Here is a 25,740-nt window from a genome sequence, read left to right as displayed (position 1 = left end):
ACCCCTACGTGATGCGGCAATAGTTGATACGGCGAGGCATGCCTCGCACGATTATTACGGGGCTTTACGTCGTTTATCGATATCCTTAATTAAGCGATTAACGCGATCATCGGCAAACATGGCCTCCAGCGTGACGCTCAGTTTACGCCGCCAGTTGGGATACTGATCGGTGGTGCCCGGTACATTCACCGGATCGGCCATATTCAGCCAGTCCTCTGGTTGCAGCCCCAGCAGTGCGCTGTTGCTGTCGGCAATAAAACGCTGTAATCCACGATTGAGCACCGTTGTCATCGCCAGCCTGTCCGCCCGTTTACCACAGCTTTTTGGCACACAGTGATGACGATGCAATGCCTCCAGCAATGCCTGTTTCTGGCGGACGCGATGCTCAAACAACCCTTTGAGGACCAGCTTGTCAGGATAAATACCCAGCGTTTCACCCAGAGTCAGATCCCCGGCACTCCAGAAGCCACGCAGCGTCGGCAGGTCATGGGTCGTCGCACTCGCCATAGACTGGCGTGGCCAAACGGAGGGTGCCCGGTAACGATCCCCACTCTCCTGCTCGAAGTAGAGAACCTTCCACGAATAGATACCACTGTCGCGCAGTTTACTGACAATTTCCGTCGGTACAGTACCAAGATCCTCACCGATCACCATGCACTGATGGCGCTGACTTTCCAACGCGAGGATTGCCATTAAGTCATCCACCGGATAGTGGACATAGGCACCGAAGTTGGCCGTTTCACCGTAAGGGATCCACCACAGGCGCAACAGCGACATCACATGATCGATGCGCAGTGCGCCGCAGCTCGCCATATTCGCCCGCAGCAGGTCGATAAACGGTTGGTAGCCACGCGCCGCCATCACGTGCGGGTCCATCGGCGGCAATCCCCAGTTTTGCCCCAGCGGGCCGAGGATATCCGGCGGCGCGCCAACGGAAGCTTTCAACCGGTAGAGTTCACGATCGCACCAGGTTTCGGCGCCGCCTTCCGCCACGCCCACGGCTAAATCCCGGTAAAGCCCCACTGGCATCTGGTGCTGCTGGCAACACTGCCAGCACGCATCAAACTGACGATTCGCCAGCCATTGCAGCCATGACCAGAAACGCACTTCATCCTGCTGCTCACGGCAAAACTGCTGCACCGCCTCGCTATCGCCCTGCTGTACATTTTCAGGCCATACCGGCCAGCCCCAGCGAGCAGGATCGTCCTTCAGCATAGCGCAGTGCAGGGCATCAAAGGCGGCCTGGTTTAACAGGCTTTCTCCCCCGGCGTTGATAAAGGCCTCAAAGTGCTGCACGCTGGCGTCCTGCGCATCACGTGCGGTGAACTGCGACCAGGCATGACGTAGCCCCTGAATTTTTAATGCCCCCACCCGCGCATAATCCACCCAGTCAGCATCGCGTGCAGTGTGTAACGCCGTCTGGGTGCTCTTTTTCTGCCACCAGCGCTGAGCGGCCTTGCTGTGCTGGAAATCCGGCACGGCAGCCACATCGATATACATCACGTTGAGCCAGCGCCGTGACGACGGGCTGTACGGACTGGCATTTTCAGGCAGGGAAGGATAAAGCGCGTGAATCGGATTGAGACCAATAAATGCACCGCCGCGTGTGGCGATTTCGCTGACCATGTGCTTCAAATCGCCGAAGTCACCGATGCCCCAGTTCTGGGCCGATCGCAGCGTATAGAGCTGCACGCAGGCGCCCCACAGTTTGTCGCCGCGCTTTAACTCTGCAGGCTCATAGCAGCGTTTTGGTGCCACAATAATCCGGCACGGCCACTGTTTTTTCCCCTGCGTGAGCAACAGATGATGATAACCTTCTGGCAGATTCGCCGGCAGCGTCAGCACCTCTCCACCAGACACAGACCCCTGGTGGGTTTTCCCCTGCTCACTGTCAAATTGCCACTGATAATTCCCTTTTCCCCCCACCTGAAGCTGTTGAGTCCGTTTTTTCAGCAGCACACGACAGGGTGGCAATGGTGCATTTCCCCTATCAGGAACGGCGGCCATTGCCTCAAGCAGCTTTTCGCGCGTCCCGGCGCTCACCGCTTCCGGCTGCCCGCGTGCATTAATATATTTCGAAGCAATACCCGCCGCCGTAGCGGCCTGCTCACGCTTTTTTAAGTCCATCGCCTCTCCCGGGCCGTTTTGCCTGCCAGATACGCTGCTGGTAATCCCGAATCGAACGATCGGAGCTGAACATCCCGGTGCGGGCCGTATTCAGAATAGCCGCTTTTGTCCAGGCCTCCTGGTCACGGTACAGCGCTTCCACCTTCAGCTGTGCTTCGCAGTAACTGGCGAAGTCGGCCAGCACCAGCCACGGATCGCCCCCTTTGCCCAGGCTGTGCAGCATCATGTCGAACGCGTGTTTATCGCCATCACTGAAAAATCCTTTCTCCAGCTCTTTCAACAGGCTATCAAGATGTTTATCTTTTTTGCGTAACTTCAGCGGCTGATAGCCACTGGCTTTCAGCGCCTTGACCTGGTCCACCGTATTGCCAAAGATAAAGATATTCTCTTCACCCACCTGTTCAGCGATTTCAACGTTGGCCCCGTCGAGCGTACCTACGGTCAGCGCACCATTCAGCGCCAGCTTCATATTGCCTGTACCGGAGGCTTCATATCCGGCAGTGGAGATCTGTTCTGACAGATCGGCTGCCGGGATCATCAACTCAGCCGCCGTAATGCGATAATCCGGAATGAACACCACCTTCAGCTTGTCGCCCACCAGCGGATCGTTGTTGATCTTCTCCGCCACCTTATTAATGGCATAAATAATATTCTTCGCCAGGTAGTAACCCGGTGCGGCTTTGGCGCCAAACAGGAACACACGCGGCACCACATCCAGTTTCGGGTCGTCGCGCAGCCGTTTATAGAGAGAGAGGATATGCATCAGGCCAAGATGCTGGCGTTTGTACTCATGCAGGCGTTTGATCTGTACATCGAACAAGGCATCCGGGTTCACCACAATGCCAGTGCGCTGCACAATGTACTCAGCCAGGCGCAGCTTGTTGGCGCGTTTAATCTGTCGATACTGTTTGCGGAATGCTTTATTGTCGGCAAAGGCTTCCAGCCCTTTCAGCGCCTCCAGATTGTTCGCCCACTCAACGTTAAGCGTGTCATCGATCAACGCCGCCAGCGCCGGATTACACTGCTTCAGCCAGCGACGCGGCGTGATGCCATTGGTAACGTTATGGAATTTCTCCGGCCACAGCAGGTGATATTCCGGGAACAGGTCTTTCACCACCAGTTCAGAGTGCAGCGCAGCCACACCATTCACAGCAAAACCGCTGACCACGCAAAGATTGGCCATGCGAACCTGTTTATCGTGCACCACCGCCAGTTTCGCCCAAACGGCTTCATCCCCTGGCCACTGTTTCTCGACCACCTTTTTAAAGCGTCGGTTGATCTCTTTAATCAACGTGAAATGGCGTGGCAGCAGGCTGCGTACCAGCCGTTCATCCCAGCGCTCCAGCGCTTCCGGCATCAGGGTGTGGTTAGTGTAGGCGAAGGTCTGACGGGTGATGGCCCAGGCATCGTCCCAGCTTAACTGGTGCTCATCCAGCAGCACACGCAGCATCTCGGGAATGGCGATGGTCGGGTGGGTATCATTAAGCTGAATCACCTCATAGTCCGGCAACGTATGCACGCTGCGCCCGGCAAGGTGATGGCGACGCAGAATGTCGGCCACCGAACAGGCACACTGGAAGTATTGCTGCATCAGGCGCAGGCGCTTTCCTTCCTGATGGTTATCGTTGGGGTACAGCACTTTGGTCAGCTTCGCCGCATCAATACCCTGCTGCTCGGCCGCGAGAAACTTACCGTCATTAAACAGCGTGAGGTCGAACGGATGAGCATGGGAGGCCTGCCACAGACGCAGTGGCTGTACAACGCCGTTACGGTAGCCGGTCACCGGCAGATCCCAGGCTTCGCCGCGCAGAGTAAACGCCGGATGCCACGCCAGCTGGCCATCGGCATTTTTGATTACCGTCCCGCCGATGCCGACATTCACATCCAGCGCCGCATTGTGGCGAAACCATGGATAACGCTCACGCTGCCAGTCATCCGGTGCTTCAATCTGCTGACCGTCGTCAAACGACTGGCGGAATAAACCGTATTGATAATTTAGCCCATAACCCGTAGCCGGCTGCCCCACCGTGGCCATCGAATCCAGATAGCAGGCGGCCAGCCGCCCCAGCCCACCATTACCCAGAGCAGGATCAACTTCTTCTTCCAGCAGTTCACTGAGATCGCGCTGATGCTCTGCCAGTGCCGCTTTAACCTCGTCATACCAGCCCAGATTCAGCAGATTATTCCCGGTCAGGCGGCCAATCAGAAACTCCATGGAAATATAGTTAACGTGGCGCTGCTTTTTCACGGATTTCGTCACCGGCTTTGCCGCCAGCAGTTCTGCCAGCGCACCGCTGATCGCCTGCCACCACTGGTGGGCAGTCATGTCTGCGGCACGTGTATAACCAAGATGCTGCCACTGACGCGTCAACGCCGCATCAAAGCGCGCCTTATTGAATTTCTGTTGCGACATATAATCCCTCTTAAACAGGTGGGCAAAATGTGACTGAAGGCACCTTACAGTTAAGACGGCAAAACGAAAAAAAGCTCACCGCAGAATGCGATGAGCGAAAAAAAAGCAAGTAAACAACTAGAGGGAGACAACTAACCGGGCTGGGCTGCCCGGATAAAGCGCGCGGCAATAGGGTGCAGAACAGGCTGCACGCCCAGAATGGGAATAAGAGGTGAAAAAAAGAGACTGATCTGAGTATGAGTGAATTCGTTAAACGTGCCAGTAGCGGGCGACCTTTTTTTAGATCGCCCCGGCCGGGCTAGCAGAGTTCCAGATGAACTTCGTGCTGTTCGATCGTTTTCATGACACTCGGTGGCGGTGCCTGGTCGGTAAACAGGTAATCGATCAACCCCATATTGCCCAGGTTAACCATCGCGTTGCGGCCAAATTTAGAGTGGTCTGCCACCAGCATCACACAGCGGGAATTCTCGATTATCGCGCGCTTGGTGCGCACTTCATGGTAGTCGAAGTCCAGCAGGGAGCCGTCCATATCGATACCGCTAATCCCCAGAATGCCGTAATCGAGGCGGAACTGAGAAATATAATCGAGCGTCGCTTCGCCCATAATGCCGCCATCACGGGTACGCACTTCGCCCCCGGCCAGGATCAGGCGAAAATCGGGTTTCGCCATCAGCAACACCGCAACGTTCAGGTTATTAGTGACGATACGCAGATTACTGTGGTTCATGAGCGCATGCGCCACCGCTTCCGGAGTGGTGCCGATATCAATAAACAGCGAGGCGCCATCGGGGATCTGGCTGGCAACACGCTGAGCAATACGCGCTTTCTCTGCCGACCACATCATCTTACGGTCTTGCCAGGCGGTGTTTTCCGAACTGGAGGGTAACGCGGCACCGCCGTGATGGCGCTGAATTTTGTTTTGCTCGGCCAGATCGTTTAAGTCGCGACGAATGGTCTGCGGGCTGACATCAAAGTGCTCTACCAGCTCTTCGGTACTGACATATCCCTGACGGCGCACCAGCTCAATGATGGCGTCATGTCGTTGTGTCTGCTTCACGCTGTTCTCCTTTTAGCTTTTTTTATGACGCGTATCGACAAAGGCCATCGCCAGCCCAACCAGCAGCCCGGTAACGTGCGCTGCATTGGCAATCGACAAACCAAACCAACCGAAATACCCCACCAGCAGCCACAAAACCGCAAAGGCCATCAATCCGCGTTGCAGAAAGATCCCGCGCTCAGGGCTGCGCTCACCGCTCAGCCAGGAATAGCCCATCAGGGCGTAGACCACACCGGAAAGCCCACCAAACAGCACACCGCTGAACTTCGCCTGCATCCAGCCGCTGAGCAGCGCGGATATCAGCATAATCACGAACAGCTTGCCGCTGCCGAGCCGCTTTTCCAGCGTGCCGCCAAGATACCAAAACCACATCAGGTTAAACAGAATATGCAGCAGCGAGAAATGCAGTAAGGCATGTGAGAACCAGCGCCACAGTTCAAAGTGCTGGTCTGCATCAGGCCAGGAGAGCAGGCGCATCACGGCGCCATCACCGAGCACCTGCATCAGGATAAAGACCAGCACGCAGGCTGCCATCACCGTCAGCGTGAGGACGCCAGCACGTTCACGCAGATTATCCAGCAGTGAAACATGCTGATAGTGAATGCCGCTGTCTGTCGTGCCCGAGGTCCAGCTGGCCGCCTGATAGCGCGCGTGGTTAGGGTCACGAATAAACTGGTTGAGTTCGTTTTCGACCACTGTCAGCTGCGATTCATCATCCAGCCACAGGGTGTAACCATTATCGTGCTCAACGCGCAACGTCACGCCGCGCGTCGCCATGTAATCGACAAACGCCTGCGCCGGGCGCAGATGAGTAAAATGGGTGATGCGCATAGAGAAGCGACTTCCTTTCAGTCAGACCAGACAAACCGAGAGTATAACGATTTCCCCTTACCGGTTGCAGGGGAAAGCGCGAGCGGTGACAAGAGAGGCGTCAGAGTACGTCGACCTGCTGCGGGAAAGCGGCACGCCAGGCGTCAAATCCGCCATCAATACTGTAAGCCGCCGTGAACCCCTGACTGAGCAGGAATTGCGCTGCACCTTTACTGCTGTTGCCGTGGTAGCACATCACCAGCACCGGGGTCGTTAACGCCGCCTGGGAGATAAAAGCAGGCAGTGAATCGTTAGTCAGATGAAAAGCGCCGCTGGCATGGGCAGCAGCAAAACTCTGAGGGTCGCGAATATCAACCAGCAACGCATTCTCTTCAGAGAGTTTCTGCTGCGCCTGCTGTACGTTGATGCACTCAAATTGTTCCATGGTGGGTTCTCGTCAAAAGCTAAAAAAGTGACCAAATTACCCCCATTGTAGCCTGAAGGCGGCGCACAATAACCCGGGAGTTAGCAGGGAGATAAACTTTTTCTTGCAGCAAATATGTTACCTGCATCACGCATAATTGTTTTTATTAGGTTAACGCTAGCATCAATGTTGGTTTCCGATTAGTATAATGCTCGAAAACGAACATTAGTGAAAGATTCCGAACATCGGAGGAGATGACGTGGAAACCAAAGACCTGATCGTAATCGGCGGCGGTATTAACGGTGCTGGCATTGCGGCTGATGCTGCCGGGCGCGGCCTGTCAGTATTGATGCTGGAGGCGCAAGATCTCGCCTGCGCCACCTCTTCTGCCAGTTCAAAACTTATCCACGGTGGCCTGCGTTACCTGGAGCACTATGAATTCCGCCTGGTAAGTGAAGCGCTTGCCGAACGTGAAGTGCTGCTGAAAATGGCACCACACATCGCTTTCCCTATGCGTTTCCGTCTGCCGCACCGCCCGCACCTGCGTCCAGCCTGGATGATCCGCGTGGGTCTGTTTATGTACGACCACCTGGGTAAACGTACCAGCCTGCCGGGCAGTAAGGGTTTGCGTTTTGGCTCAGACTCGGTGCTGAAGCCGGAAATCGTGCGCGGTTTCGAATATTCTGACTGCTGGGTGGATGATGCCCGCCTGGTGGTGCTTAACGCGCAGGAAATTGAGAAGCGTGGCGGTGAAGTTCGCACCCGTACTCGCGTGACGCGCGCCTGGCGTGAAAACGGCCTGTGGATCGTGGAAGCTGAAGATATCGACAGTGGCAAAACCTTTACCTGGCGCGCCAAAGGCCTGGTGAATGCTGCCGGTCCGTGGGTTAAACAGCTGTTTGATGACAGCCTGAAGCTGAAGTCGCCGTATGGCATCCGCCTGATCAAAGGCAGCCATATCGTGGTACCACGTGTACACACCCAGAAGCAGGCTTATATTCTGCAAAACGAAGATAACCGTATTGTCTTCGTCATTCCGTGGATGGATGAATTCTCAATTATCGGCACCACCGACGTTGAGTACAAAGGCGATCCGCAGAATGTGAAAATCGACGATAACGAAGTCGACTACCTGCTGAAAGTGTTTAATGCCCACTTCAAGAAAGATCTGGGCCGTGACGATATCGTCTGGACTTACTCCGGCGTGCGTCCGCTGTGTGACGACGAGTCAGATTCTCCGCAGGCGATTACCCGCGATTACACGCTCGATGTGCATGATGATGCCGGCCAGGCACCGCTGCTTTCCGTGTTCGGCGGTAAGCTGACCACCTATCGTAAGCTGGCAGAGCACGCGATGGAGAAACTGAGCAAGTACTACCCAAGTATCGGTGCGGCATGGACCAAAAGCTGTGTACTACCGGGTGGCAACTTTGCCGGAACACGTGAAGATTATGCCGCGACCCTGCGTCGCCGCTTCCCGTTTATTACCGAGGCGATGGCACGCCACTACGCGCGAACTTACGGCAGTAATACAGAACTGCTGCTGAAAGACGCGACCTCTCTTGAGGATCTGGGTGAGCTGTTTGGTCACCACTTCTATGAAGCGGAACTGCGTTACCTGGTTGAGCACGAATGGGTACGCGTGACCGACGATGCTATCTGGCGTCGTACCAAAGAAGGGATGTGGTTGAACGATGAGCAGCAGGCGCGAGTGACCGCGTGGCTGACCGAACACGGTAAGAAACCGGCCGCGCTGTCGCTGGCATCGTAATATCAGCGGGTCGGGCATGCCCGACCCCTACGTTATGGCGGGGCGCAGCGGGTTGGCATGCCCGGCCCCTGCGTTAAGTTATGGCGGGGCGAAGCGGGTTGGCATGCCCGGCCCCTGCGTTAAGTTATGGCGGGGCCCAGCGGGTTGGCATGCCCGGCCCCTGCGTTATGTTATGGCGGGGCCCAGCGGGTTGGCATGCCCGGCCCGTACATGATTCGTAGGGGCGAGGCATGCCTCGCCCTTTCCGGCTCTGATTACAATCTTATCGGTTTAATCCCCCAGATCTCATCCGCATACTCCTGAATGGTCCTGTCCGACGAGAAATATCCCATATTGGCAATGTTGTGTACCGCACAGCGCGTCCACTCTTCCTGATTACGATACAGCTTATCGACCTTATCCTGAGTATCCACGTAGCTGCGATAATCGGCCAGCAGCTGGTAGTGGTCCCCAAGATTAACCAGTGAATCAAAGATATTGCGATAACGCCCAGGCTCCTGAGGGCTGAATACTCCGGTGGCGATCTGTATCAGGACCTGATGCAGTTCGGCATCCTCCTCATAGAAAGTGTGGGAGTTATAGCCACTGTTGCGCAGCGCTTCGACCTGCGGTGTGGTGTTACCGAAGATAAAGATATTCTCTTCACCCACGTGATCCAACATCTCGACGTTTGCTCCGTCCAGCGTACCAATCGTCAGTGCGCCGTTGAGTGCAAATTTCATATTACTGGTGCCGGACGCTTCGGTGCCCGCCAGTGAAATCTGCTCGGAGAGATCGGCCGCCGGAATAATGATCTGCGCCAGACTCACGCCGTAGTTAGGAATAAACACCACCTTCAGTTTATTTTTCACCTGCGGATCGTTGTTGATCACCTTCGCCACATCGTTGATCAAATGAATGATGTGTTTTGCGGTGTAATACGCTGAGGCGGCTTTCCCGGCGAAGATATTGACCCTGGGCACCCAATCGGCCGTCGGATCGGCTTTGATGCGGTTATAGCGGGTGATGACGTGCAAAACATTCAGCAACTGGCGTTTGTACTCGTGGATACGCTTAATCTGCACATCAAACATCGCACGCGGATCGATCACCACATCCATTTTTTGGCTGATGTAAGCCGCCAGACGTTTTTTATTTTTCAGTTTGGCATTCGCCACCTGCTCAATAAAGTTCGGATAGTCAATATGCTGTTTCAGCTCATCCAACTGGCTCAGTTCGGTACGCCAGGTACGACCAATCGTCTCATCCAGCACATCGGAGAGCGCCGGGTTCGCCAGTGCCAGCCAGCGACGCGGCGTCACGCCGTTAGTTTTGTTGCAAAAACGGCCAGGGAACAGTTTGGCAAAGTCAGCAAACAACGACTGAACCATCAGATTCGAGTGCAGCTCAGAGACGCCATTCACTTTATGACTGACCACCACCGCCAGCCAGGCCATACGAATACGGCGACCGTTGTTCTCATCAATAATGGAAATACGCGACAGCAGCTCCCAGTCATCCGGGTAATATTCCTGGATGGTTTTCAGGAAGTAGTCATTGATGTCGAAGATAATTTGCAGATGACGCGGCAAAATTTTACCGATCATATCCACCGGCCAGGTCTCCAGCGCTTCCTGCATCAGCGTGTGGTTGGTGTAGGAGAACACCTGGCAGGTGACTTCAAAGGCGTCATCCCAGGTAAATTTGTTCTCATCGATCAGCACGCGCATCAGTTCCGGGATCGCCAGCACCGGGTGGGTATCATTAAGATGCAGGGCAATTTTATCGGCCAGGTTATCAAAGGTCTGGTGCATCGCCCAGTGACGATGAAGGATATCCTGAACCGTGGCTGACACCAGGAAGTACTCCTGCCGCAGACGCAATTCACGCCCGGAATAGGTCGAGTCATCGGGATAGAGCACGCGCGACACATTTTCCGAATGGTTTTTATCTTCCACCGCCGCAAAGTAATCGCCCTGGTTAAACTTCCCGAGATTGATTTCATTACTGGCCTGCGCGCCCCATAGCCGCAGGGTATTGGTGGCATCCGTATCGTAACCCGGGATAATTTGATCGTAGGCGGTGGCCAGCACCTCTTCGGTCTCTACCCAGCGTGCGCGGCTGCCTTCCTGCTGAATACGGCCACCGAAACGCACCTTGTAGCGGGTGTTAAAACGCTGGAATTCCCAGGGATTCCCATATTCCAGCCAGTAATCCGGTGACTCCGCCTGGCGACCATCAACGATATTCTGTTTGAACATGCCGTACTCGTAGCGGATGCCGTAGCCGCGTCCCGGCAGACCGAGCGTGGCAAGGGAATCCAGAAAACAGGCAGCAAGACGACCGAGGCCGCCGTTACCCAACCCCGGATCGCTCTCTTCTTCAATCAGCTCCTCAAGGTCGAAGCCCATCTCTTCCAGCGCCGATTTTGCATCGTCGTAGATGCCCATCGCCAGCAGCGCATTGGACAGCGTGCGCCCCACCAGAAACTCCATCGACAGGTAATACACCTGACGCACATCCTGAGACAATTGGGCACGGTTCGATCGCAGCCAGCGCTCGACCATACGATCGCGCACGGCCAGCAAGGTGGCGTTCAGCCACTCGTGCTTATTAGCAATAGACGGGTCTTTGCCAATGGTGAACATCAGCTTATAGGCAATTGAGTGCTTGAGTGCATCGACACTGAGCGTCGGTGAGGCATAGGAGAACGGTGCGTTCATATCAAATTTCCCATTTTCTGGTTACAACAAACGTTGATAGAGATCGCGGTAGGCCACTGCAGCCACCTGCCAGCTAAAATCCATCCCCATTGCCTGACGCTGAACATAGCGCCACAACGAAGGACGGGACCAGAGAACAAAAGCACGTCGAATTGCACGTAATAACGACCAGGCATTACTGTCTTCAAAACTAAAACCGCTGGCGATACCGTCAGCCAGATTTTCCAGTGAGCTGTCATTCACCGTATCTGCCAGCCCTCCGGTACGCCGCACCAGCGGCAGCGTGCCGTATTTCAATCCGTAGAGCTGTGTCAGACCACAGGGCTCAAAACGGCTCGGCACCATAATCACATCAGCGCCACCAATAATGCGGTGCGAGAAGGCTTCGTGATAGCCGATTTGCACGCCCACCTGGCCTGGATACTCGGCAGCCGCAGCAAGGAACCCCTGTTGCAGTTCTGCATCCCCTGCACCCAGTAACACCAGCTGACCGCCCTGCTCCAGCAGCCCCGGCAGAGCTTCCAGCACCAGATCCAGCCCTTTCTGCTTCGTTAAACGGCTGACCACAGCAAAGACCGGCGCTTTGTCGTCGATCTTTAATCCCATGGTGATCTGCAACTGCCGTTTGTTCTCCAGCTTGGCATCCAGCACATCACGGTTATAGCGCGCATTCAGTAGCAGATCCTGCTCCGGATCCCAGATAGCCGGATCAACACCGTTGAGTATCCCGGTCAGCCGCCCTTCCAGCTGGCGCTGTTTCAGCAAGTCTTCCATACCGTAACCAAACTCAGGCAGCGTGATTTCACGTGCGTAAGTCGGGCTGACGGCCGTGATATGATCGGCATAGAACAGCCCGGCCTTAAGGAATGAGATCTGCCCGTAGAACTCCAGCCCGTGCATATTGAAGAAGGAAGGCGGAAGCTGAAGCAGATCCAGATGCCGCGCTTCAAACAACCCCTGATACGCCAGATTGTGGACCGTAAACACCGATTTTGCCGGGCGACCACGCGCCGCAAGATAGGCACAGGCCAGCCCCGCGTGCCAGTCATGGGCATGCACCACATCCGGTCGCCACCAGTTATCCAGCCCACACGCCAGCTCACAGCCAATCCATCCCAGCAGCGCAAAGCGCAGATGGTTATCGGCGTAGGCGTACTGCGACTCATCGTGATACGGACTGCCGGGCCGATCATACAGGCCGGGAGCATCGATCAGATAAATGCCGACGCCATCAAAATGACCAAAGTGTAACTCCACATCACCGGCAAATGTTTGCAGCTTCGCCACCACCTGAGTCGGTGTAATGGCTTTCTTCAGCGCCGGAAAGGCCGGCAACAACACCCTTGTATCCGTGCCTTCTGCGATTTGCGCCGCCGGTAATGCCCCAATAACATCAGCAAGTCCGCCGGTTTTCAGCAGCGGGAAAATTTCTGAACAGACGTGTAGCACCTGCATTATCGGCTCCTTTTTATCCTTCATACTTGAAGCTGCCTCTGTGTTGGCTGCGTTCACTCACCCGAATCACTTACCTGAGTAAGCTCATCGGGACTCGTTCTCTTGCCGCCTGGATGCAACTTCAATTATTTTGGATTACGTGTGTGCTATCGCCAGCCAAGCTTCGCCAGCATGGTCCTGGTGACAAGAACGATCCCTTCTTCCGATCGGTGGAAACGCCGGGCATCATCATCCGGATTTTCGCCAATCACCGTTCCTTCTGGCAGTACGCAGGCACGGTCTATCACACAACGTCGCAGACGGCAGGAACGTCCCACCTCTACATCCGGCAGTAATACCGATGACTCAATATTGCAGAAGGAGTTAATTCGAACCCGGGAGAACAGCACCGAGTTCACTACCACTGAACCAGAGATAATGCAGCCCCCTGACACCAGCGAATTCATTGTCATCCCGTGACTACCGGAGCGATCCTGCACAAACTTCGCCGGCGGCAACGGTTCCATATGGGTGCGGATCGGCCAGGTACTGTCATACATATCCAGTTCTGGCATCACAGAAGCGAGGTCAAGATTGGCTTTCCAGTAGGCTTCCAGCGTGCCGACATCGCGCCAGTAAGGTTCTGCCGTCTCATCATGCTGAACGCAGGAGAGACTGAACGAGTGCGCCAGAGCTTCACCACTGGCGACAATTTTTGGCAGCAAATCTTTACCGAAATCATGGCTCGACTCCGGTAACGCCTGATCGACTTCCAGCAGGCCGAAAAGATATTCGGCATCAAAAACATAGATACCCATGCTGGCTAACGCCCGGCTGCTGTCGCCAGGCATTGAGGGTGGGTTCTCCGGTTTCTCAAGGAACTCAACCACCTTGTTATCATCATCCACCTTCATCACGCCGAAGGAACTGGCTTCCTCCAGCGGCACCGGCAGACAGGCAATGGTGCAGCGCGCACCGTTTTCTACGTGATCGATCAGCATGCGCGAGTAGTCCATCTTGTAGATGTGGTCCCCGGCCAGGATCACGATGTACTGCGCACGGTAGCGACGAATGATATCGAGGTTCTGCGTTACCGCATCGGCGGTGCCGCGATACCAGTGGTCGGTGGAAAGGCGTTGCTGCGCAGGCAGCAGATCGACGAACTCGTTCATCTCTTCATTGAGGAAGGACCAGCCGCGCTGGATATGCTGTACCAACGTGTGCGACTGATACTGGGTGATCACCGCAATACGTCGTATGCCGGAGTTCAGACAGTTGGAAAGCGCAAAATCGATAATGCGAAACTTGCCGCCGAAGTGAACGGCAGGTTTGGCACGCTTGGCGGTCAGGTCTTTCAGACGCGTACCGCGTCCACCCGCAAGGATCAGCGCAACAGTTTGTGTAGGGAGTTGCCTTGCCAGCATTACAGGGTCGTTCTTATCTAATTTGACCATGTCTGATTCCTATTATGATTGTTCCTGGAACACGCACACACCGTGGGCGGCTCCATGCCAGACCGTTGACAGAATCGGGTTATCATCCCCGGCAAAGGGAGGAATGGCATGCCATTTCCCTTCAGGTAACACCAGGTCATACACTTCTTCGGTGGCGTTGATCGTCAGTAACCAGTGCTGTGAAAGCCTGATCTGCAAACGATGCGCCCCCTGCTCCCACTGCTCAGTGGTCAACGGCTGTCCCTGGTCGTTCAGCCACTCCACATTGCCATCACCGTCCTGCCACCAGCGATCCTGCTGCAACGCCGGAATACGGCGGCGCAGATGGATCAGTGCGGCAGTGAAAGCAAACAGTCCGCGATCGTGCTGCTGCCAGTTGAACCATGTCAGCGGATTGTCCTGGCAGTAAGCATTATTGTTGCCGTGCTGGCTGTGCCCGTGTTCGTCCCCGGCCAGTAACATCGGCGTCCCCTGCGCCAGCAGCAGCGTGGCCAACAGGGCATGCACGCTACGACGGCGGTGTTCCATAATCAGTAACGGCGCCTGTAATCCTTCCACGCCGTGGTTATGGCTGAAGTTATTGTTGCTGCCATCACGGTTATCTTCGCCGTTCGCTTCGTTATGTTTATGTTCATAACTGACCACATCTCGCAGGGTAAAACCGTCGTGGGCAGTGATAAGGTTGATACTGCTGGAGGGCCGTCGGCCGCCACGATCGAAGATATCGCTCGACCCGGCAAAACGCCGTGCAAAGTCGCCGTTGGACAACTCGCCATGCAGCCAGTAACGCCGCGTAGCATCGCGAAAATGGTCATTCCATTCGGCGAATGGTGGAGGAAAATTGCCGACCTGATAACCCCCGATGCCGATATCCCAGGGTTCGGCAATCAGCTTGCAGCCTGACAGCACAGGATCGGCTGCAATCGCCTGAAACAATGGCGCATCCTGATGATAGTCCGGCGTGCGCCCCAGTACGGTGGCCAGGTCAAAGCGGAAGCCATCGACATGGCACTCTTCTACCCAGTAGCGCAGGCAGTCGAGCATCCACGCCATCACCTGCGGGTGGCTGAGATTCTGCGTGTTGCCACAGCCGGTCCAGTTCTGATATTCCCCCTGCCCGTCCAGCCAGTAGTAGCTCTGATTATCGACGCCGCGCATCGACAGCGTGGGGCCAGTCTCCTCCAGCTCTGCGCTGTGGTTAAACACCACATCAAGAATCACTTCTATGCCAGCCTGATGCAGCGCCTTCACAGCCTGCTGGAACTCCTGACGCGGATGCAGCTGGTGCTGGCCGGAGGCGTAGCGCGCTTCCAGCGCGTAGCAGGCCAGCGGGTTGTAGCCCCAGTAATTACTCAATCCCATCCGCAGTAAGCGCGGTTCACTGGCGAAGCAGGCCACTGGCAACAGCTCCAGACTGGTGATCCCCAGTCGCTGAAAGTAGTCGATCATCACCGGATGCCCCAGCGCCGCGTAAGTGCCGCGTATCGCTTCCGGGATATCCGGATGCAGCTTTGTCAGACCACGTACGTGGGCCTCATAAATCACGGTACTGCCCCAGGGCACGCGCGGTGGCGCATCCTCGTCCCAGTCAAAATCATCGGCCAGCACCACACTTTTCGGTGCCAGCGGCCCGCTATCAAGGGGATCCGGCTGCTGCACCCCACACTGGAAACAAGGGTCGTCCGTGACTTCACCCAGCACTTCGTGTGCGCAGGGGTCGAGCAACAGCTTCGCCGGATTAAAACGTTGCCCCTGCTGCGGCTGCCACGGACCATGCACGCGATAACCATAACGCTGGCCCGGTTTACCGCCGGGGAGGTAGCCGTGCCAGATGTCGCCACTCCGTGAAGGAAGATCCACACGCGTCTCCGTGCCACTGGCATCAAACAGACAAAGCTCCACGCGTTCAGCATGCTGCGAGAACAGGGTAAAGTTCACCCCTTTGCCGTCATAGTGGGCACCGCGCGGTGCTGGAAGTCCCTCACGGAGTGATGTCATTCTGCCTCCCGTACCAGCCACAGCGTCGAGAGCGCAGGCAGCGTCAGACTGAGAGAGTGACTGCGGTTATGGCTGCCCCAGTCATCGGTGCTGACCGTTCCCAGGTTGCCGTTGTTACCGCCGTGATAATGGCCGGAGTCGGTGTTTAGCACTTCGCGCCAGCACCCGGCACCCGACACGCCAAAGCGATAGCTTTCACGCTGCACCGGGGTAAAGTTACTGGCGACGATTAGTTCATTGCCATCGCGATCGCGGCGCACAAAGACAAACACCGAGTTATCAAAGTCATCCACCACCAGCCATTCAAACCCGGCCGGGTCGAAATCGAGTTGATGCAGCGGCGTCTGTGCCTGGTAGGTATGATTCAGGTCGCGCACCAGACGCTGCACGCCGTTATGCCAGTTGTCTTCCCCTTCCAGCAGATGCCAGTCCAGGCTGGTATCGTGGTTCCACTCTTTGCCCTGAGCGAACTCATTACCCATAAACAACAGCTTTTTACCCGGGAAGCCAAACATCCAGCCGTAATAGGCACGCAGGTTGGCGAACTTCTGCCAGGTGTCACCCGGCATGCGGTCCAGAATCGACTTCTTGCCGTGAACCACTTCATCGTGGGACAGCGGCAGCACGAAGTTTTCGGTGTAGTTGTAAAGCATACCGAACGTCATCAGATTGTGATGATGGCGGCGGTAGATCGGATCGAGCTTCATGTAGTCGAGGGTGTCGTGCATCCAGCCGAGGTTCCATTTAAACCAAAAGCCCAGGCCGCCCATTTCCGGCGGTCGTGACACGCCATCAAAGTCCGTTGACTCCTCCGCCACGGTAATCGAACCGGGGGCAGCATGGCCCAGCGTTCGGTTGGTGTAGCGCAGGAAAGAGATCGCCTCGAAATTCTCACGCCCGCCAACATGATTCGGCACCCATTCGCCTTCGGCGCGGCTGTAGTCGCGGTAAATCATGGATGCCACCGCATCCACCCGCAGGCCATCAATGCCGAAACGCTCGATCCAGTAGAGTGCATTCCCCGCCAGATAATTACTCACCTCACGGCGACCAAAGTTATAGATCAGCGTGTTCCAGTCCTGGTGAAAGCCTTCGCGCGGGTCGCCATGTTCATACAGCTCCGTGCCATCAAACTTCACCAGACCAAAATCATCCGATGGAAAGTGGCCGGGAACCCAGTCCAGCAGCACGTTCAGCCCGGCATTGTGGGCCGCCGTAATAAAGGCACGGAAATCATCGCGAGTGCCGAAACGGCGCGTTGGGGCATACATTCCCAGTGGCTGATAACCCCAGCTCCCGTCGAATGGATGCTCATTGATGGGCAATAGCTCCAGATGGGTAAAGCCCATCTCTTTGGCATAAGGCACCAGTTGTTCTGCCAGCTCTTTGTAACTCAACCAGAAGTGGTTATCCGTGTGGCGGCGCCAGGAGCCGAGGTGCACTTCATAAATCGAGATCGGTGCGTCAAAACCGTTCGCACGCTGGCGCTCCGGTGACAGAGTGGTTTTCTCTGGAATACCGCAAATCATAGAGGCCGTTTGCGGACGCATCTGCGCCTCAAACGCGTAAGGGTCGGCTTTCAGGCGCAGCTGTCCCTGATGGTCGATAATCTCGAACTTATAAAGCTGCCCCTGCGTGGCGCCCGGGATAAACAACTCCCAGATACCAATTTCACGCCGCAGGCGCATCGGATGCCGACGTCCATCCCAAAAGTTAAATTCACCGACCACAGAGATGCGCTGAGCATTCGGCGCCCAGACGGCAAAGCGGGTGCCAATCACACCGTCAATCACATCGCCATGCGCACCCAGGGTTTCATAAGGCCGCAGATGGGTCCCTTCCGCCAGCAGCCAGCTGTCCATTTCCGGCAGCAGTGGACCAAAGCGGTAAGCATCGTCGATTAAATTTTGCTGGCCGTGCCAGGTGACGGCCAGTTGATAGCGAAACGGAGTTTTACGTTTGGGGATCACCCCCTGAAAAAAACCGCGAGAATCGAGGCACACCAGCTGCACACATTTATTGCCCGTACTGGTTTCAATCACCCAGACTTCGCTGGCGTCCGGTAACAGAGCACGCACTTCAAGACCCTTGTCGGTCTTGTGCATGCCCAGTAAAGAAAAGGGGTCAGCAAAATGACCAGAGACTAAAGCGTTAATCACACGACGATCCATAAGCTCTGACATGACTTTCTTCCCGTGATGATCGGCAGTCGACTGGCGGAATCCCCGATTCGGGTATCGCCAATGCACTGCTCTTCATTGAGCCCAAAACACACTGACCGGCAGAGGTAACCTTCCACTGGGTAAAAACCGCCGCAGCGTGCAATAAAATAACGAAGTGAAAAAAAATAATGTTTTAGGAACTGTGGCTTTTTAAGCATAGCCAGGGGAAAACAATAGCCATGGATGAAAGCGTAAAAATATTTCTTTCAGATCAAAGTTTATTGCTTTAAAGGCGTGAGACAGGAACGTCAGACCCTTCTTCGACCTGCCAGGGTTCAAGCCCCGGGCAAGGGGAAGTGACTGAATTCTGGCGCGGAGAATCGCCAGTTAACACAAAGGAAGGTGCACGTAATAACAGTGAAAAATGATGATGCAAATCGAAACAGGGTGACATCCCCCCTGCCAGCGGCAGAGGGGAAATGACCCGAATTAACCCACCAGCAGACGCAACATACGACGTAGCGGTTCTGCCGCGCCCCACAGCAGCTGGTCGCCAACGGTAAAGGCGGAAAGATAATCCGGCCCCATGTTCAGCTTACGCAGGCGACCTACCGGGGTGTTCAACGTGCCGGTAACGGCGGCTGGCGTCAATTCACGCATGGAGATATCACGGTCGTTAGGGACCACTTTCACCCACTCGTTATGTGCGGCCAGCATCTGTTCGATTTCAGCCAACGGCACATCTTTTTTCAACTTCAGAGTAAACGCCTGACTGTGGCAGCGCAGCGCACCAACGCGCACGCACAGACCGTCAACCGGGATGACGCTGCTGGTACGCAGGATTTTGTTGGTTTCCGCCTGGCCTTTCCATTCCTCGCGCGTCTGACCGTTATCCAGCTGTTTGTCGATCCACGGGATCAAGCTGCCTGCCAGCGGTACGCCGAAATTATCAGTTGGTAACACGCCAGTGCGGCTCAACTCGGTGACTTTACGCTCAATGTCGAGGATGGCAGAAACCGGGTCCTGCAACTCTTTCGCCACGTGGTTGTGCAGCATGCCCATCTGGGTCAGCAGTTCACGCATGTGGCGCGCACCGCCGCCGGAAGCCGCCTGGTAGGTCGCCACGGATGCCCACTCCACCAGGTTATTTTCAAACAGACCGCCCAGTGACATCAGCATCAGGCTCACGGTGCAGTTACCGCCAACGAAGGTTTTTATTCCGTTGTTCAGGCCGTCGTGGATCACCTTGTGGTTGACCGGGTCGAGAATAATAATCGCGTCATCTTTCATACGCAGCGTGGATGCCGCATCAATCCAGTAGCCGTTCCAGCCGGCTGCGCGCAGCTTAGGATAAATATCGCTGGTGTAGTCGCCGCCCTGGCAGGTGATGATAATATCCAGCGCTTTCAGCGCTTCAATATCAAAGGCATCCTGCAACGTGCCCGCAGACTGGCCGCCGAACGCTGGCGCCGCCTGGCCGTGCTGAGACGTCGAGAAGAATACCGGGCGAATCACATCAAAATCGCGCTCTTCGCTCATGCGCTGCATGAGTACCGAGCCCACCATCCCACGCCAACCTACCAATCCTACAGATTTCATCATTACCTTTATCCCGGGCTACTTTACTTGCCATTTTCGCCCCCGGCAGTGCTCGCAATCCTCACGTACTTCAGTACGCTACGGTTGCTGTACGCTGGCGGTAAGCAAACTGGCTGCGACAGTGGCGCCTGACCTGTTAGAGTTAAAATATTAGATTGCTAAACCTTACAAGTTGCAGGAAAAGTGGCAAGTGAATTAAATCGATTAGACGGTTTTTTTTAGCAGCTCTGCTTATAAGAGGCAAACATTGATTAATAAAGAGAACAACAACGATGACTGAAATGATCTCGGCCACGATATTATTGTTGCTGATAATGGATCCATTGGGCAATTTGCCGATTTTTATGTCGGTTTTGAAGCATCTGGAGCCGAAACGTCGACGGATGGTGCTCATTCGCGAAATGCTGATCGCGCTACTGATCATGCTGCTGTTTCTGTTTGCGGGCGAAAAAATTCTCGCGTTCCTGAATCTGCGTACCGAAACGGTATCGATCTCCGGCGGTATTATTCTGTTTCTGATCGCCATCAAGATGATTTTCCCTTCGCAGGAAAGCAGCAGTAGCGGGTTGTCAGCAGGTGAAGAGCCGTTCCTGGTGCCACTGGCAATCCCCCTGGTGGCAGGGCCCTCTCTGCTGGCAACCCTGATGCTGCTGTCACACCAGTATCCACAGAATATGGGCCATCTTGTCGGTGCACTGCTGATTGCGTGGGGGCTGACGGTGGTGATTTTACTGCTATCGGGGCTGTTTTTACGACTGCTGGGAGATAAAGGGGTCAATGCGCTGGAGCGTCTGATGGGGTTGATTCTGATTATGCTGGCAACGCAGATGTTTCTGGATGGGATACGCGTTTATCTGAAACTGTAATCCTTACATGGCGTTAAGGTCGAGGCATGCCTCGACCCTACGACACAGGTGTTAATACGCAGGAGCGAGGCACGCTTCAATCCTGCCAACATCGTGTTAATACGTAGGGGCGAGGCACGCCTCGCCCTTGCTGACTACGACAACAATTCGAACGCAATCATACCGATAATTGCCCCAACGGTGCCGAGGATGGTTTCCATCAGCGTCCAGGTCTTCAGCGTCTGCCCTTCGGTTGCCCCCGTAAAACGGCCAAACAACCAGAAACCGGCATCGTTGACGTGACTACAGATAATCGAACCGCCGGCAATACAGATCGACAGCGCCGCCATCTGTGCACCGGAATAATGCAGCGGCTCAATCACAGGCATAATCAGGCCCACCGCCGTTAAACAGGCCACCGTTGCCGATCCCTGAATAATGCGCACAGCACCGGCCAGCACGAAGCAGGCCAACGCCACCGGTAACCCGGCCCCGGTTAGCGCGTTACCCAGCGCCGGACCCACTCCGGAATCCACCAGCACCTGTTTGAACACGCCCCCGGCACCAATCACCAGCAGAATAATCCCCGCAGGCTGTAACGCCGCGCCGCAAATCTCCATCACGCGCTCTTTATCCATGCCCTGACGGTACGCCAGACCATAAATCGCCACCAGACAAGCCAGCAGGATGGCGGTAAACGGATGGCCGATAAACTCCAGCCACTCGTACAGCGTAGAGCCCGGGGGGGTAAAGCGAGCACCAACGGTTTTCAGCCCGACCAGCAGCAGGGGAAACAGGATCAATGACAGACTAAAGCCAAACGAGGGCAGTTTGCTCTCATCAAATTCTGGATGATCGCCTTCCGCGGGGACACCAAAAGTCACATGCTGGCTGATGAAACGGCCAAACAGCGGTCCGGCAATCAGCATTCCCGGAATCGCGGCACACAGGCCCAGCAGAATCATCCAACCGAAATCAGCATGCATCTGCGAAGCCAGCAGCATCGGCGCTGGCCCGGGCAGCAGAAACGCCGCCGCCGCGGCCACCCCGGCAAACAGCGGGATAACCAGCTTCACCAGGTTATCGCCGGTACGGCGCGCAACCGCAAAGGCAATGCTGATTAACAGCACCACGGCCACCTCAAAGAACAGCGGCAGGGCACAAATCAGCCCGGCAATCCCCATCGCATAATGGGCACGGCTTTCACCAAAGGTTTTCAACATACGGATGGCGATCTGATCGACCGCGCCCGTTTCATGCAGAATTTTGCCAAACATCGCGCCCAGCGCAACCACTATGGCGAGGAAGCCGAGTGTACCGCCCATGCCCTTTTCCATCGTGGTGGCAATTTTATCCAGCGGCATCCCGGAGAACAGACCTGCGCCAATAGACACTAACATCAGCGCCACAAAGGCGTGCATCCTTGCCTTCATCACTAAAAACAGCAGCAGCAAAACCGAGCCCGCCGCCGTTAACACCAGTGTTGCAGTACTCATTACACCCTACTTATTTTTTTCTGTCGCACCGTCAATGGTTTTGAGTGTTGCCGCAACAACGTCATCAAGTGACTGATTAATATCGACGACCAGCACATCATCTTCATCGCTGCCCGGCTCTTCCAGCGTGGCAAATTGTGTCACCAGCATCTGCGGTTTGAAGAAGTGCCCTTTGCGTGCGCGCAGACGCGACTCAATGGTATCGAAGTCACCCTTCAGATAGACGAATGAGAGGTTGCTGTTACCTTTGCGCAAAATATCGCGATAACTTTTTTTCAGCGCCGAACAGACAATCAGCGACACATCGTTGGTGCGCTGCATAGCGAATGCCGCATCGTTGATCGACTCCAGCCACGGACGACGATCGTCATCATTCAGTGGATGACCTTCAGACATTTTTTCAATGTTGGCGCGTGGGTGCAGAAAATCACCATCGAGGAAGGCCGCCTTCAGTTGATGCGCAACGGCATTGGCAACGGCAGATTTGCCGCTTCCGGATACACCCATCAGTACGAAGACGTGATTAGGCGATGAATGAGTGGTCATTGTTTTGGCTCCGGCAGAGAGGTAGCAGATGTGTTCGGTTATTTGTTATCGGTAACATTGTCTGGATGTGCAGTGAGTATGGCAACAGCCACGGCGGAAAAAGCTGGTAAATGTGAGGTGGTTCAAAAAAATGACAGATTCAGACGGAGAGAGGCACAAAGGGGTAAGTCGATGGAGGCGTAGGGGTCGGGCAGGCCCGACCTGTATTAAATACTCCCGCCCGCCAGAATCGTAAAGCCGACATCCACTGGTGCCGTATCCACGTTTTCACCGCGAATACGCGCCAGCAACAGCGCTGCAGATTCATGCCCCATACACTCACGCGGCGTCTGCACCGTCGCCAGCGACGGGTTAACCACATGAGCAATATCGTGGCCGTGGAAACCGGCAATCGCCATCTGTTGCGGCACTTGCAGCCCCTGACGCTGGCACTCAAACATTGCACCGACCGCCAGGTCGTCATTGGTACAAAACAGGCTGTCAGTCTGCGGATAGCGCTTCTGCGCTTCGCACATCAGCATCGCCCCGGCGGAAAACGACGATGCCGCTTCCATCATCACGCAGCGAGGCTCCAGCCCGGCTTCCTGCATCGCCAGGCGATAGCCCTGCTCTTTTTGCAGGGTGCGTTCATCCAGGCGTGCGCCGAGATACACCGTATGACGATGGCCTTTTTGCAAAATGGCATGGGTCATCTGGCGGGCCGCTTCGACATTATCAAACCCGACCGCCATATCGAGGCACGGCGAGATGCAGTCCATCATCTCAATCACCGGGATGCCGGCGGTTTCAATCATGCGCAGGCTGGCAGCAGTATGGGTGCGTTCGGTGAGGATCAGGCCATCAATGTTCCAGCCCAGCAGCGAGCGCAGCTGTAGCTCTTCTTTTTCAGCGCTGTAGCCAAAATGACCCAGCAGCGTCTGGTAACCCGCTGCATCGGTCACCGCTTCAATGCCGCGCAATACATCGGCAAAGACCTGGTTAGTCAATGAGGGAAGTAATACGCCAATCGCCCGACTGGTGGCATTAGAGAGCATATCGGGGGCGCGATTAGGGATATAACCCAGCTCATCCAGCGCGGCAGCGATCTTGCCCTGCAACGCGGCAGAAACCTGATCGGGATGACGCAGATAGCGGCTAACGGTCATTTTAGTGATGCCTACGCGATCGGCAACATCCTGTAGTACCGGTCTTTTTTTCTTCATCTGGCTTCAACGAATAGGAACGAGTTGAGCTGAGTGTAACAAAGATAGGGATAAAAAAGAGGAAGGGTGCGGTAAACCGCACCCAAAATGTGACAGGGAGAACACTTAGACCGGCGGCAGGTCGAACAACAGGATTTCGGCATCGCTGCTGGCAACAATCGCCAGGGATTTTTCATCCCAGATGGCAAACGCGTCAGACGTTGTTGCCGCTTCACCGTTGACGGTAACCGCCCCTTTCACCACCTGGATCCAGATACGACGACCCTCTTCCACCTCTACGCTACCCTGCTCAGCGGATTTCAGCGCCCAACGGGACAGCGTCATATCCTGGAACACCTTCAGCGAACCCTCACGGGCATCCGGTGACAGCACCAGCTGGCGTCCCTGCACATCGTCGAAGCGGCGCTGCGCGTAACGTGGCTCAAGACCGGTTTTTTCCGGGATGATCCAGATCTGGTACAGATGCAGCGGTACATCTTTGCTGGCGTTGTACTCAGAGTGACGGACCCCGGTACCGGCGCTCATAATCTGGAATTCACCCGCCGGGATCTGCTCTTTGTTACCCATGCTGTCTTTGTGTTCAACCGTACCGGACAGCACGTAAGTCAGGATTTCCATATCTTTATGAGGATGCGTACCAAATCCCTGACCACCATCAATCACATCTTCGTTAATCACTCGCAGTGCCGAGAAGCCCATAAAATTGGCATCGTAGTAATCGGCAAAAGAGAAGGTGTGGTAACTGTCCAGCCAGCCATGATTTGCATGACCACGATCTTGTGCTTTGCGTAAGTAAATCATATTCAATTCTCCTCAACGTTTTGACACAGTCTGGACCTGTAGCGCTGTGGATGATAGCGGATAAAATTGTCTTCTCTGTTCAAAATATTCGATATAAATGCGCAGAAAGAAACAGGAGAATTGCAGATGTGCGGCGGAAGACAGGCAAAAAAAAAGCCAGCACCCGAGCTGGCTAAGAAATACTGAAGCAATGTGAGCAATGTCGTGCCTTCTCAGTCTGTGCCAGAGGCCTTCCTGAAAACGCATGACAATAATAATCATTATCATTCGCACTTGTAAAGCCATTTTCTGATTATTTTTTGCTTGATATGGCGATAAAAAACCCTGATTTTAAAGAGGATTATACAATCTACGGAGAGGGAAAATGAGTGAGATTATTGTTCGACATGTGCTTGCGGAAGATGCCACTGCCATTTATCAGTTGTACAGCCAGCCGGAAACCTATGCCGATACACTACAGCTCCCCCATCCCTCCCTAAAAAAGTGGCAGGAACGCATCGCCTCTGTGCCGGATGGCATGCAAATGCTGGTGGCCTGCAGGGGTGATGAAGTGGCTGGCCAGGTCACGCTGGAGGTCAACAATCGCGCCCGCCGCCGTCATACCGCCACGTTTGGCCTCGGGGTCGATGTCCGTTATCGCGGCCAGGGTGTGGCGAAAGCGATGATGCGTACGATCATCGATCTCTGTGATAACTGGCTGAACGTTGAGCGTATCGAACTCACGGTCTTTGCCGACAACCATGCCGCTATCGCGTTGTATGAACAATTTGGTTTTGAAACTGAAGGCTGCGCCCGGCGTTATGCATTACGCAATGGCCAGCAGGTTGATGCCCTCTACATGGCGCGCTTCCGGTCATAACTGGCGTGGTGCCAAAGCGAGCACTATCTTGCGGGGATGA

18 protein-coding genes are annotated in these 25,740 nt (G+C 55.1%); 3 read left to right on the top strand and 15 right to left on the bottom strand.

Features of this window, described 5'->3' with window-relative positions; genetic code table 11:
• Window positions 1-54: 54 nt before the first annotated feature.
• The 5 genes from malQ to glpE all read right to left on the bottom strand — a co-directional run bounded on the left by malQ (window position 55) and on the right by glpE (window position 6,852).
• Window positions 55-2,127 carry a 4-alpha-glucanotransferase gene (malQ, locus tag LJN55_RS01685; protein WP_133846645.1) on the bottom strand — a complete coding sequence of 691 codons (2,073 nt, stop codon included), beginning with the start codon at window positions 2,125-2,127 and terminating at the stop codon, window positions 55-57.
• Window positions 2,108-4,540, bottom strand: a complete 2,433-nt coding sequence (gene malP, locus LJN55_RS01680; protein ID WP_133846644.1) for a maltodextrin phosphorylase — start codon at window positions 4,538-4,540, stop codon at window positions 2,108-2,110. Before malP ends, malQ begins: the two co-directional genes overlap by 20 nt.
• A 298-nt stretch (window positions 4,541-4,838) precedes the next feature.
• Complete coding sequence (locus tag LJN55_RS01675) at window positions 4,839-5,597, bottom strand: DeoR/GlpR family transcriptional regulator (RefSeq protein WP_133846643.1); 759 nt, start codon at window positions 5,595-5,597, stop codon at window positions 4,839-4,841.
• Between the two features lie 12 nt (window positions 5,598-5,609).
• Window positions 5,610-6,428 (bottom strand): rhomboid family intramembrane serine protease GlpG, encoded by an 819-nt coding sequence (gene glpG / locus LJN55_RS01670; protein WP_133846642.1) that lies wholly within the window; start codon window positions 6,426-6,428, stop codon window positions 5,610-5,612.
• A 100-nt stretch (window positions 6,429-6,528) separates the two neighbouring features.
• Window positions 6,529-6,852 carry a thiosulfate sulfurtransferase GlpE gene (glpE, locus tag LJN55_RS01665; protein WP_227535577.1) on the bottom strand — a complete coding sequence of 108 codons (324 nt, stop codon included), beginning with the start codon at window positions 6,850-6,852 and terminating at the stop codon, window positions 6,529-6,531.
• A gap of 238 nt (window positions 6,853-7,090) precedes the next feature.
• Here glpE and glpD point away from each other — a divergent pair, with 238 nt between their 5' ends.
• The gene (gene glpD / locus LJN55_RS01660) at window positions 7,091-8,602 is read left to right on the top strand and encodes a glycerol-3-phosphate dehydrogenase (RefSeq protein ID WP_133846640.1); all 1,512 of its coding nucleotides are present in this window, start codon (window positions 7,091-7,093) and stop codon (window positions 8,600-8,602) included.
• 254 nt (window positions 8,603-8,856) lie between these two features.
• Here the strand turns inward: glpD and glgP are convergent, their stop codons facing one another.
• From glgP to asd, 6 genes are all read right to left on the bottom strand, one after another.
• On the bottom strand, window positions 8,857-11,304 hold the full coding sequence (glgP, locus tag LJN55_RS01655; protein WP_133846639.1) for a glycogen phosphorylase: 2,448 nt from the start codon (window positions 11,302-11,304) through the stop codon (window positions 8,857-8,859).
• Window positions 11,305-11,325: 21 nt separating this feature from the next.
• On the bottom strand, window positions 11,326-12,759 hold the full coding sequence (gene glgA / locus LJN55_RS01650) for a glycogen synthase GlgA (RefSeq protein ID WP_133846638.1): 1,434 nt from the start codon (window positions 12,757-12,759) through the stop codon (window positions 11,326-11,328).
• Between the two features lie 146 nt (window positions 12,760-12,905).
• Entirely contained in the window at window positions 12,906-14,192 is a 1,287-nt protein-coding gene (glgC, locus tag LJN55_RS01645) for a glucose-1-phosphate adenylyltransferase (protein WP_133846637.1), read from the bottom strand.
• A gap of 12 nt (window positions 14,193-14,204) precedes the next feature.
• Window positions 14,205-16,190 carry a glycogen debranching protein GlgX gene (gene glgX / locus LJN55_RS01640; RefSeq protein ID WP_133846636.1) on the bottom strand — a complete coding sequence of 662 codons (1,986 nt, stop codon included), beginning with the start codon at window positions 16,188-16,190 and terminating at the stop codon, window positions 14,205-14,207.
• Complete coding sequence (glgB, locus tag LJN55_RS01635) at window positions 16,187-18,373, bottom strand: 1,4-alpha-glucan branching enzyme (RefSeq protein WP_227535576.1); 2,187 nt, start codon at window positions 18,371-18,373, stop codon at window positions 16,187-16,189. The genes glgX and glgB overlap by 4 nt, the downstream gene beginning before the upstream one ends.
• Window positions 18,374-18,841: 468 nt before the next feature.
• The gene (gene asd, locus LJN55_RS01630) at window positions 18,842-19,951 is read right to left on the bottom strand and encodes an aspartate-semialdehyde dehydrogenase (RefSeq protein WP_227536447.1); all 1,110 of its coding nucleotides are present in this window, start codon (window positions 19,949-19,951) and stop codon (window positions 18,842-18,844) included.
• Window positions 19,952-20,223: 272 nt separating this feature from the next.
• Here asd and LJN55_RS01625 point away from each other — a divergent pair, with 272 nt between their 5' ends.
• Window positions 20,224-20,817 (top strand): YhgN family NAAT transporter, encoded by a 594-nt coding sequence (locus LJN55_RS01625; RefSeq protein WP_133846634.1) that lies wholly within the window; start codon window positions 20,224-20,226, stop codon window positions 20,815-20,817.
• A 134-nt stretch (window positions 20,818-20,951) separates the two neighbouring features.
• Here LJN55_RS01625 and gntU read toward each other — a convergent pair whose 3' ends face one another.
• From gntU to LJN55_RS01605, 4 genes are all read right to left on the bottom strand, one after another.
• On the bottom strand, window positions 20,952-22,292 hold the full coding sequence (gene gntU, locus LJN55_RS01620; protein WP_227535575.1) for a gluconate transporter: 1,341 nt from the start codon (window positions 22,290-22,292) through the stop codon (window positions 20,952-20,954).
• Between the two features lie 6 nt (window positions 22,293-22,298).
• Window positions 22,299-22,838 (bottom strand): gluconokinase, encoded by a 540-nt coding sequence (gene gntK, locus LJN55_RS01615; RefSeq protein WP_133846632.1) that lies wholly within the window; start codon window positions 22,836-22,838, stop codon window positions 22,299-22,301.
• 206 nt (window positions 22,839-23,044) lie between these two features.
• Window positions 23,045-24,040: a gluconate operon transcriptional repressor GntR gene (gntR, locus tag LJN55_RS01610; protein ID WP_227535574.1), complete on the bottom strand. Its 996-nt coding sequence runs from the start codon at window positions 24,038-24,040 to the stop codon at window positions 23,045-23,047.
• A gap of 105 nt (window positions 24,041-24,145) precedes the next feature.
• Window positions 24,146-24,841, bottom strand: a complete 696-nt coding sequence (locus tag LJN55_RS01605) for a pirin family protein (RefSeq protein ID WP_133846630.1) — start codon at window positions 24,839-24,841, stop codon at window positions 24,146-24,148.
• 364 nt (window positions 24,842-25,205) lie between these two features.
• On the opposite strand from LJN55_RS01605, the gene LJN55_RS01600 reads away from it, so the two are divergent.
• Complete coding sequence (locus LJN55_RS01600) at window positions 25,206-25,700, top strand: GNAT family N-acetyltransferase (protein ID WP_133846628.1); 495 nt, start codon at window positions 25,206-25,208, stop codon at window positions 25,698-25,700.
• Window positions 25,701-25,740: the final 40 nt, after the last annotated feature.

The sequence above is a fragment of the Erwinia rhapontici genome, assembly GCF_020683125.1.
Classification (GTDB): Bacteria; Pseudomonadota; Gammaproteobacteria; order Enterobacterales; family Enterobacteriaceae; genus Erwinia; species Erwinia rhapontici.
Note: the sequence above shows the minus strand (reverse complement) of the source record. Positions and strands in the feature narration are given on the sequence as shown.

Coding starts and splice junctions, on each gene's coding strand:
- malQ (WP_133846645.1), bottom strand. CDS start 2,127: ATGGACTTAAAAAAGCGTGAGCAGGCCGCTACGGCGGCGGGTATTGCT.
- malP (WP_133846644.1), bottom strand. CDS start 4,540: ATGTCGCAACAGAAATTCAATAAGGCGCGCTTTGATGCGGCGTTGACG.
- glpG (WP_133846642.1), bottom strand. CDS start 6,428: ATGCGCATCACCCATTTTACTCATCTGCGCCCGGCGCAGGCGTTTGTC.
- glpE (WP_227535577.1), bottom strand. CDS start 6,852: ATGGAACAATTTGAGTGCATCAACGTACAGCAGGCGCAGCAGAAACTC.
- glgP (WP_133846639.1), bottom strand. CDS start 11,304: ATGAACGCACCGTTCTCCTATGCCTCACCGACGCTCAGTGTCGATGCA.
- glgA (WP_133846638.1), bottom strand. CDS start 12,759: ATGCAGGTGCTACACGTCTGTTCAGAAATTTTCCCGCTGCTGAAAACC.
- glgC (WP_133846637.1), bottom strand. CDS start 14,192: ATGGTCAAATTAGATAAGAACGACCCTGTAATGCTGGCAAGGCAACTC.
- glgX (WP_133846636.1), bottom strand. CDS start 16,190: ATGACATCACTCCGTGAGGGACTTCCAGCACCGCGCGGTGCCCACTAT.
- glgB (WP_227535576.1), bottom strand. CDS start 18,373: ATGTCAGAGCTTATGGATCGTCGTGTGATTAACGCTTTAGTCTCTGGT.
- asd (WP_227536447.1), bottom strand. CDS start 19,951: ATGAAATCTGTAGGATTGGTAGGTTGGCGTGGGATGGTGGGCTCGGTA.
- LJN55_RS01625 (WP_133846634.1), top strand. CDS start 20,224: ATGACTGAAATGATCTCGGCCACGATATTATTGTTGCTGATAATGGAT.
- gntU (WP_227535575.1), bottom strand. CDS start 22,292: ATGAGTACTGCAACACTGGTGTTAACGGCGGCGGGCTCGGTTTTGCTG.
- gntK (WP_133846632.1), bottom strand. CDS start 22,838: ATGACCACTCATTCATCGCCTAATCACGTCTTCGTACTGATGGGTGTA.
- gntR (WP_227535574.1), bottom strand. CDS start 24,040: ATGAAGAAAAAAAGACCGGTACTACAGGATGTTGCCGATCGCGTAGGC.
- LJN55_RS01605 (WP_133846630.1), bottom strand. CDS start 24,841: ATGATTTACTTACGCAAAGCACAAGATCGTGGTCATGCAAATCATGGC.
- LJN55_RS01600 (WP_133846628.1), top strand. CDS start 25,206: ATGAGTGAGATTATTGTTCGACATGTGCTTGCGGAAGATGCCACTGCC.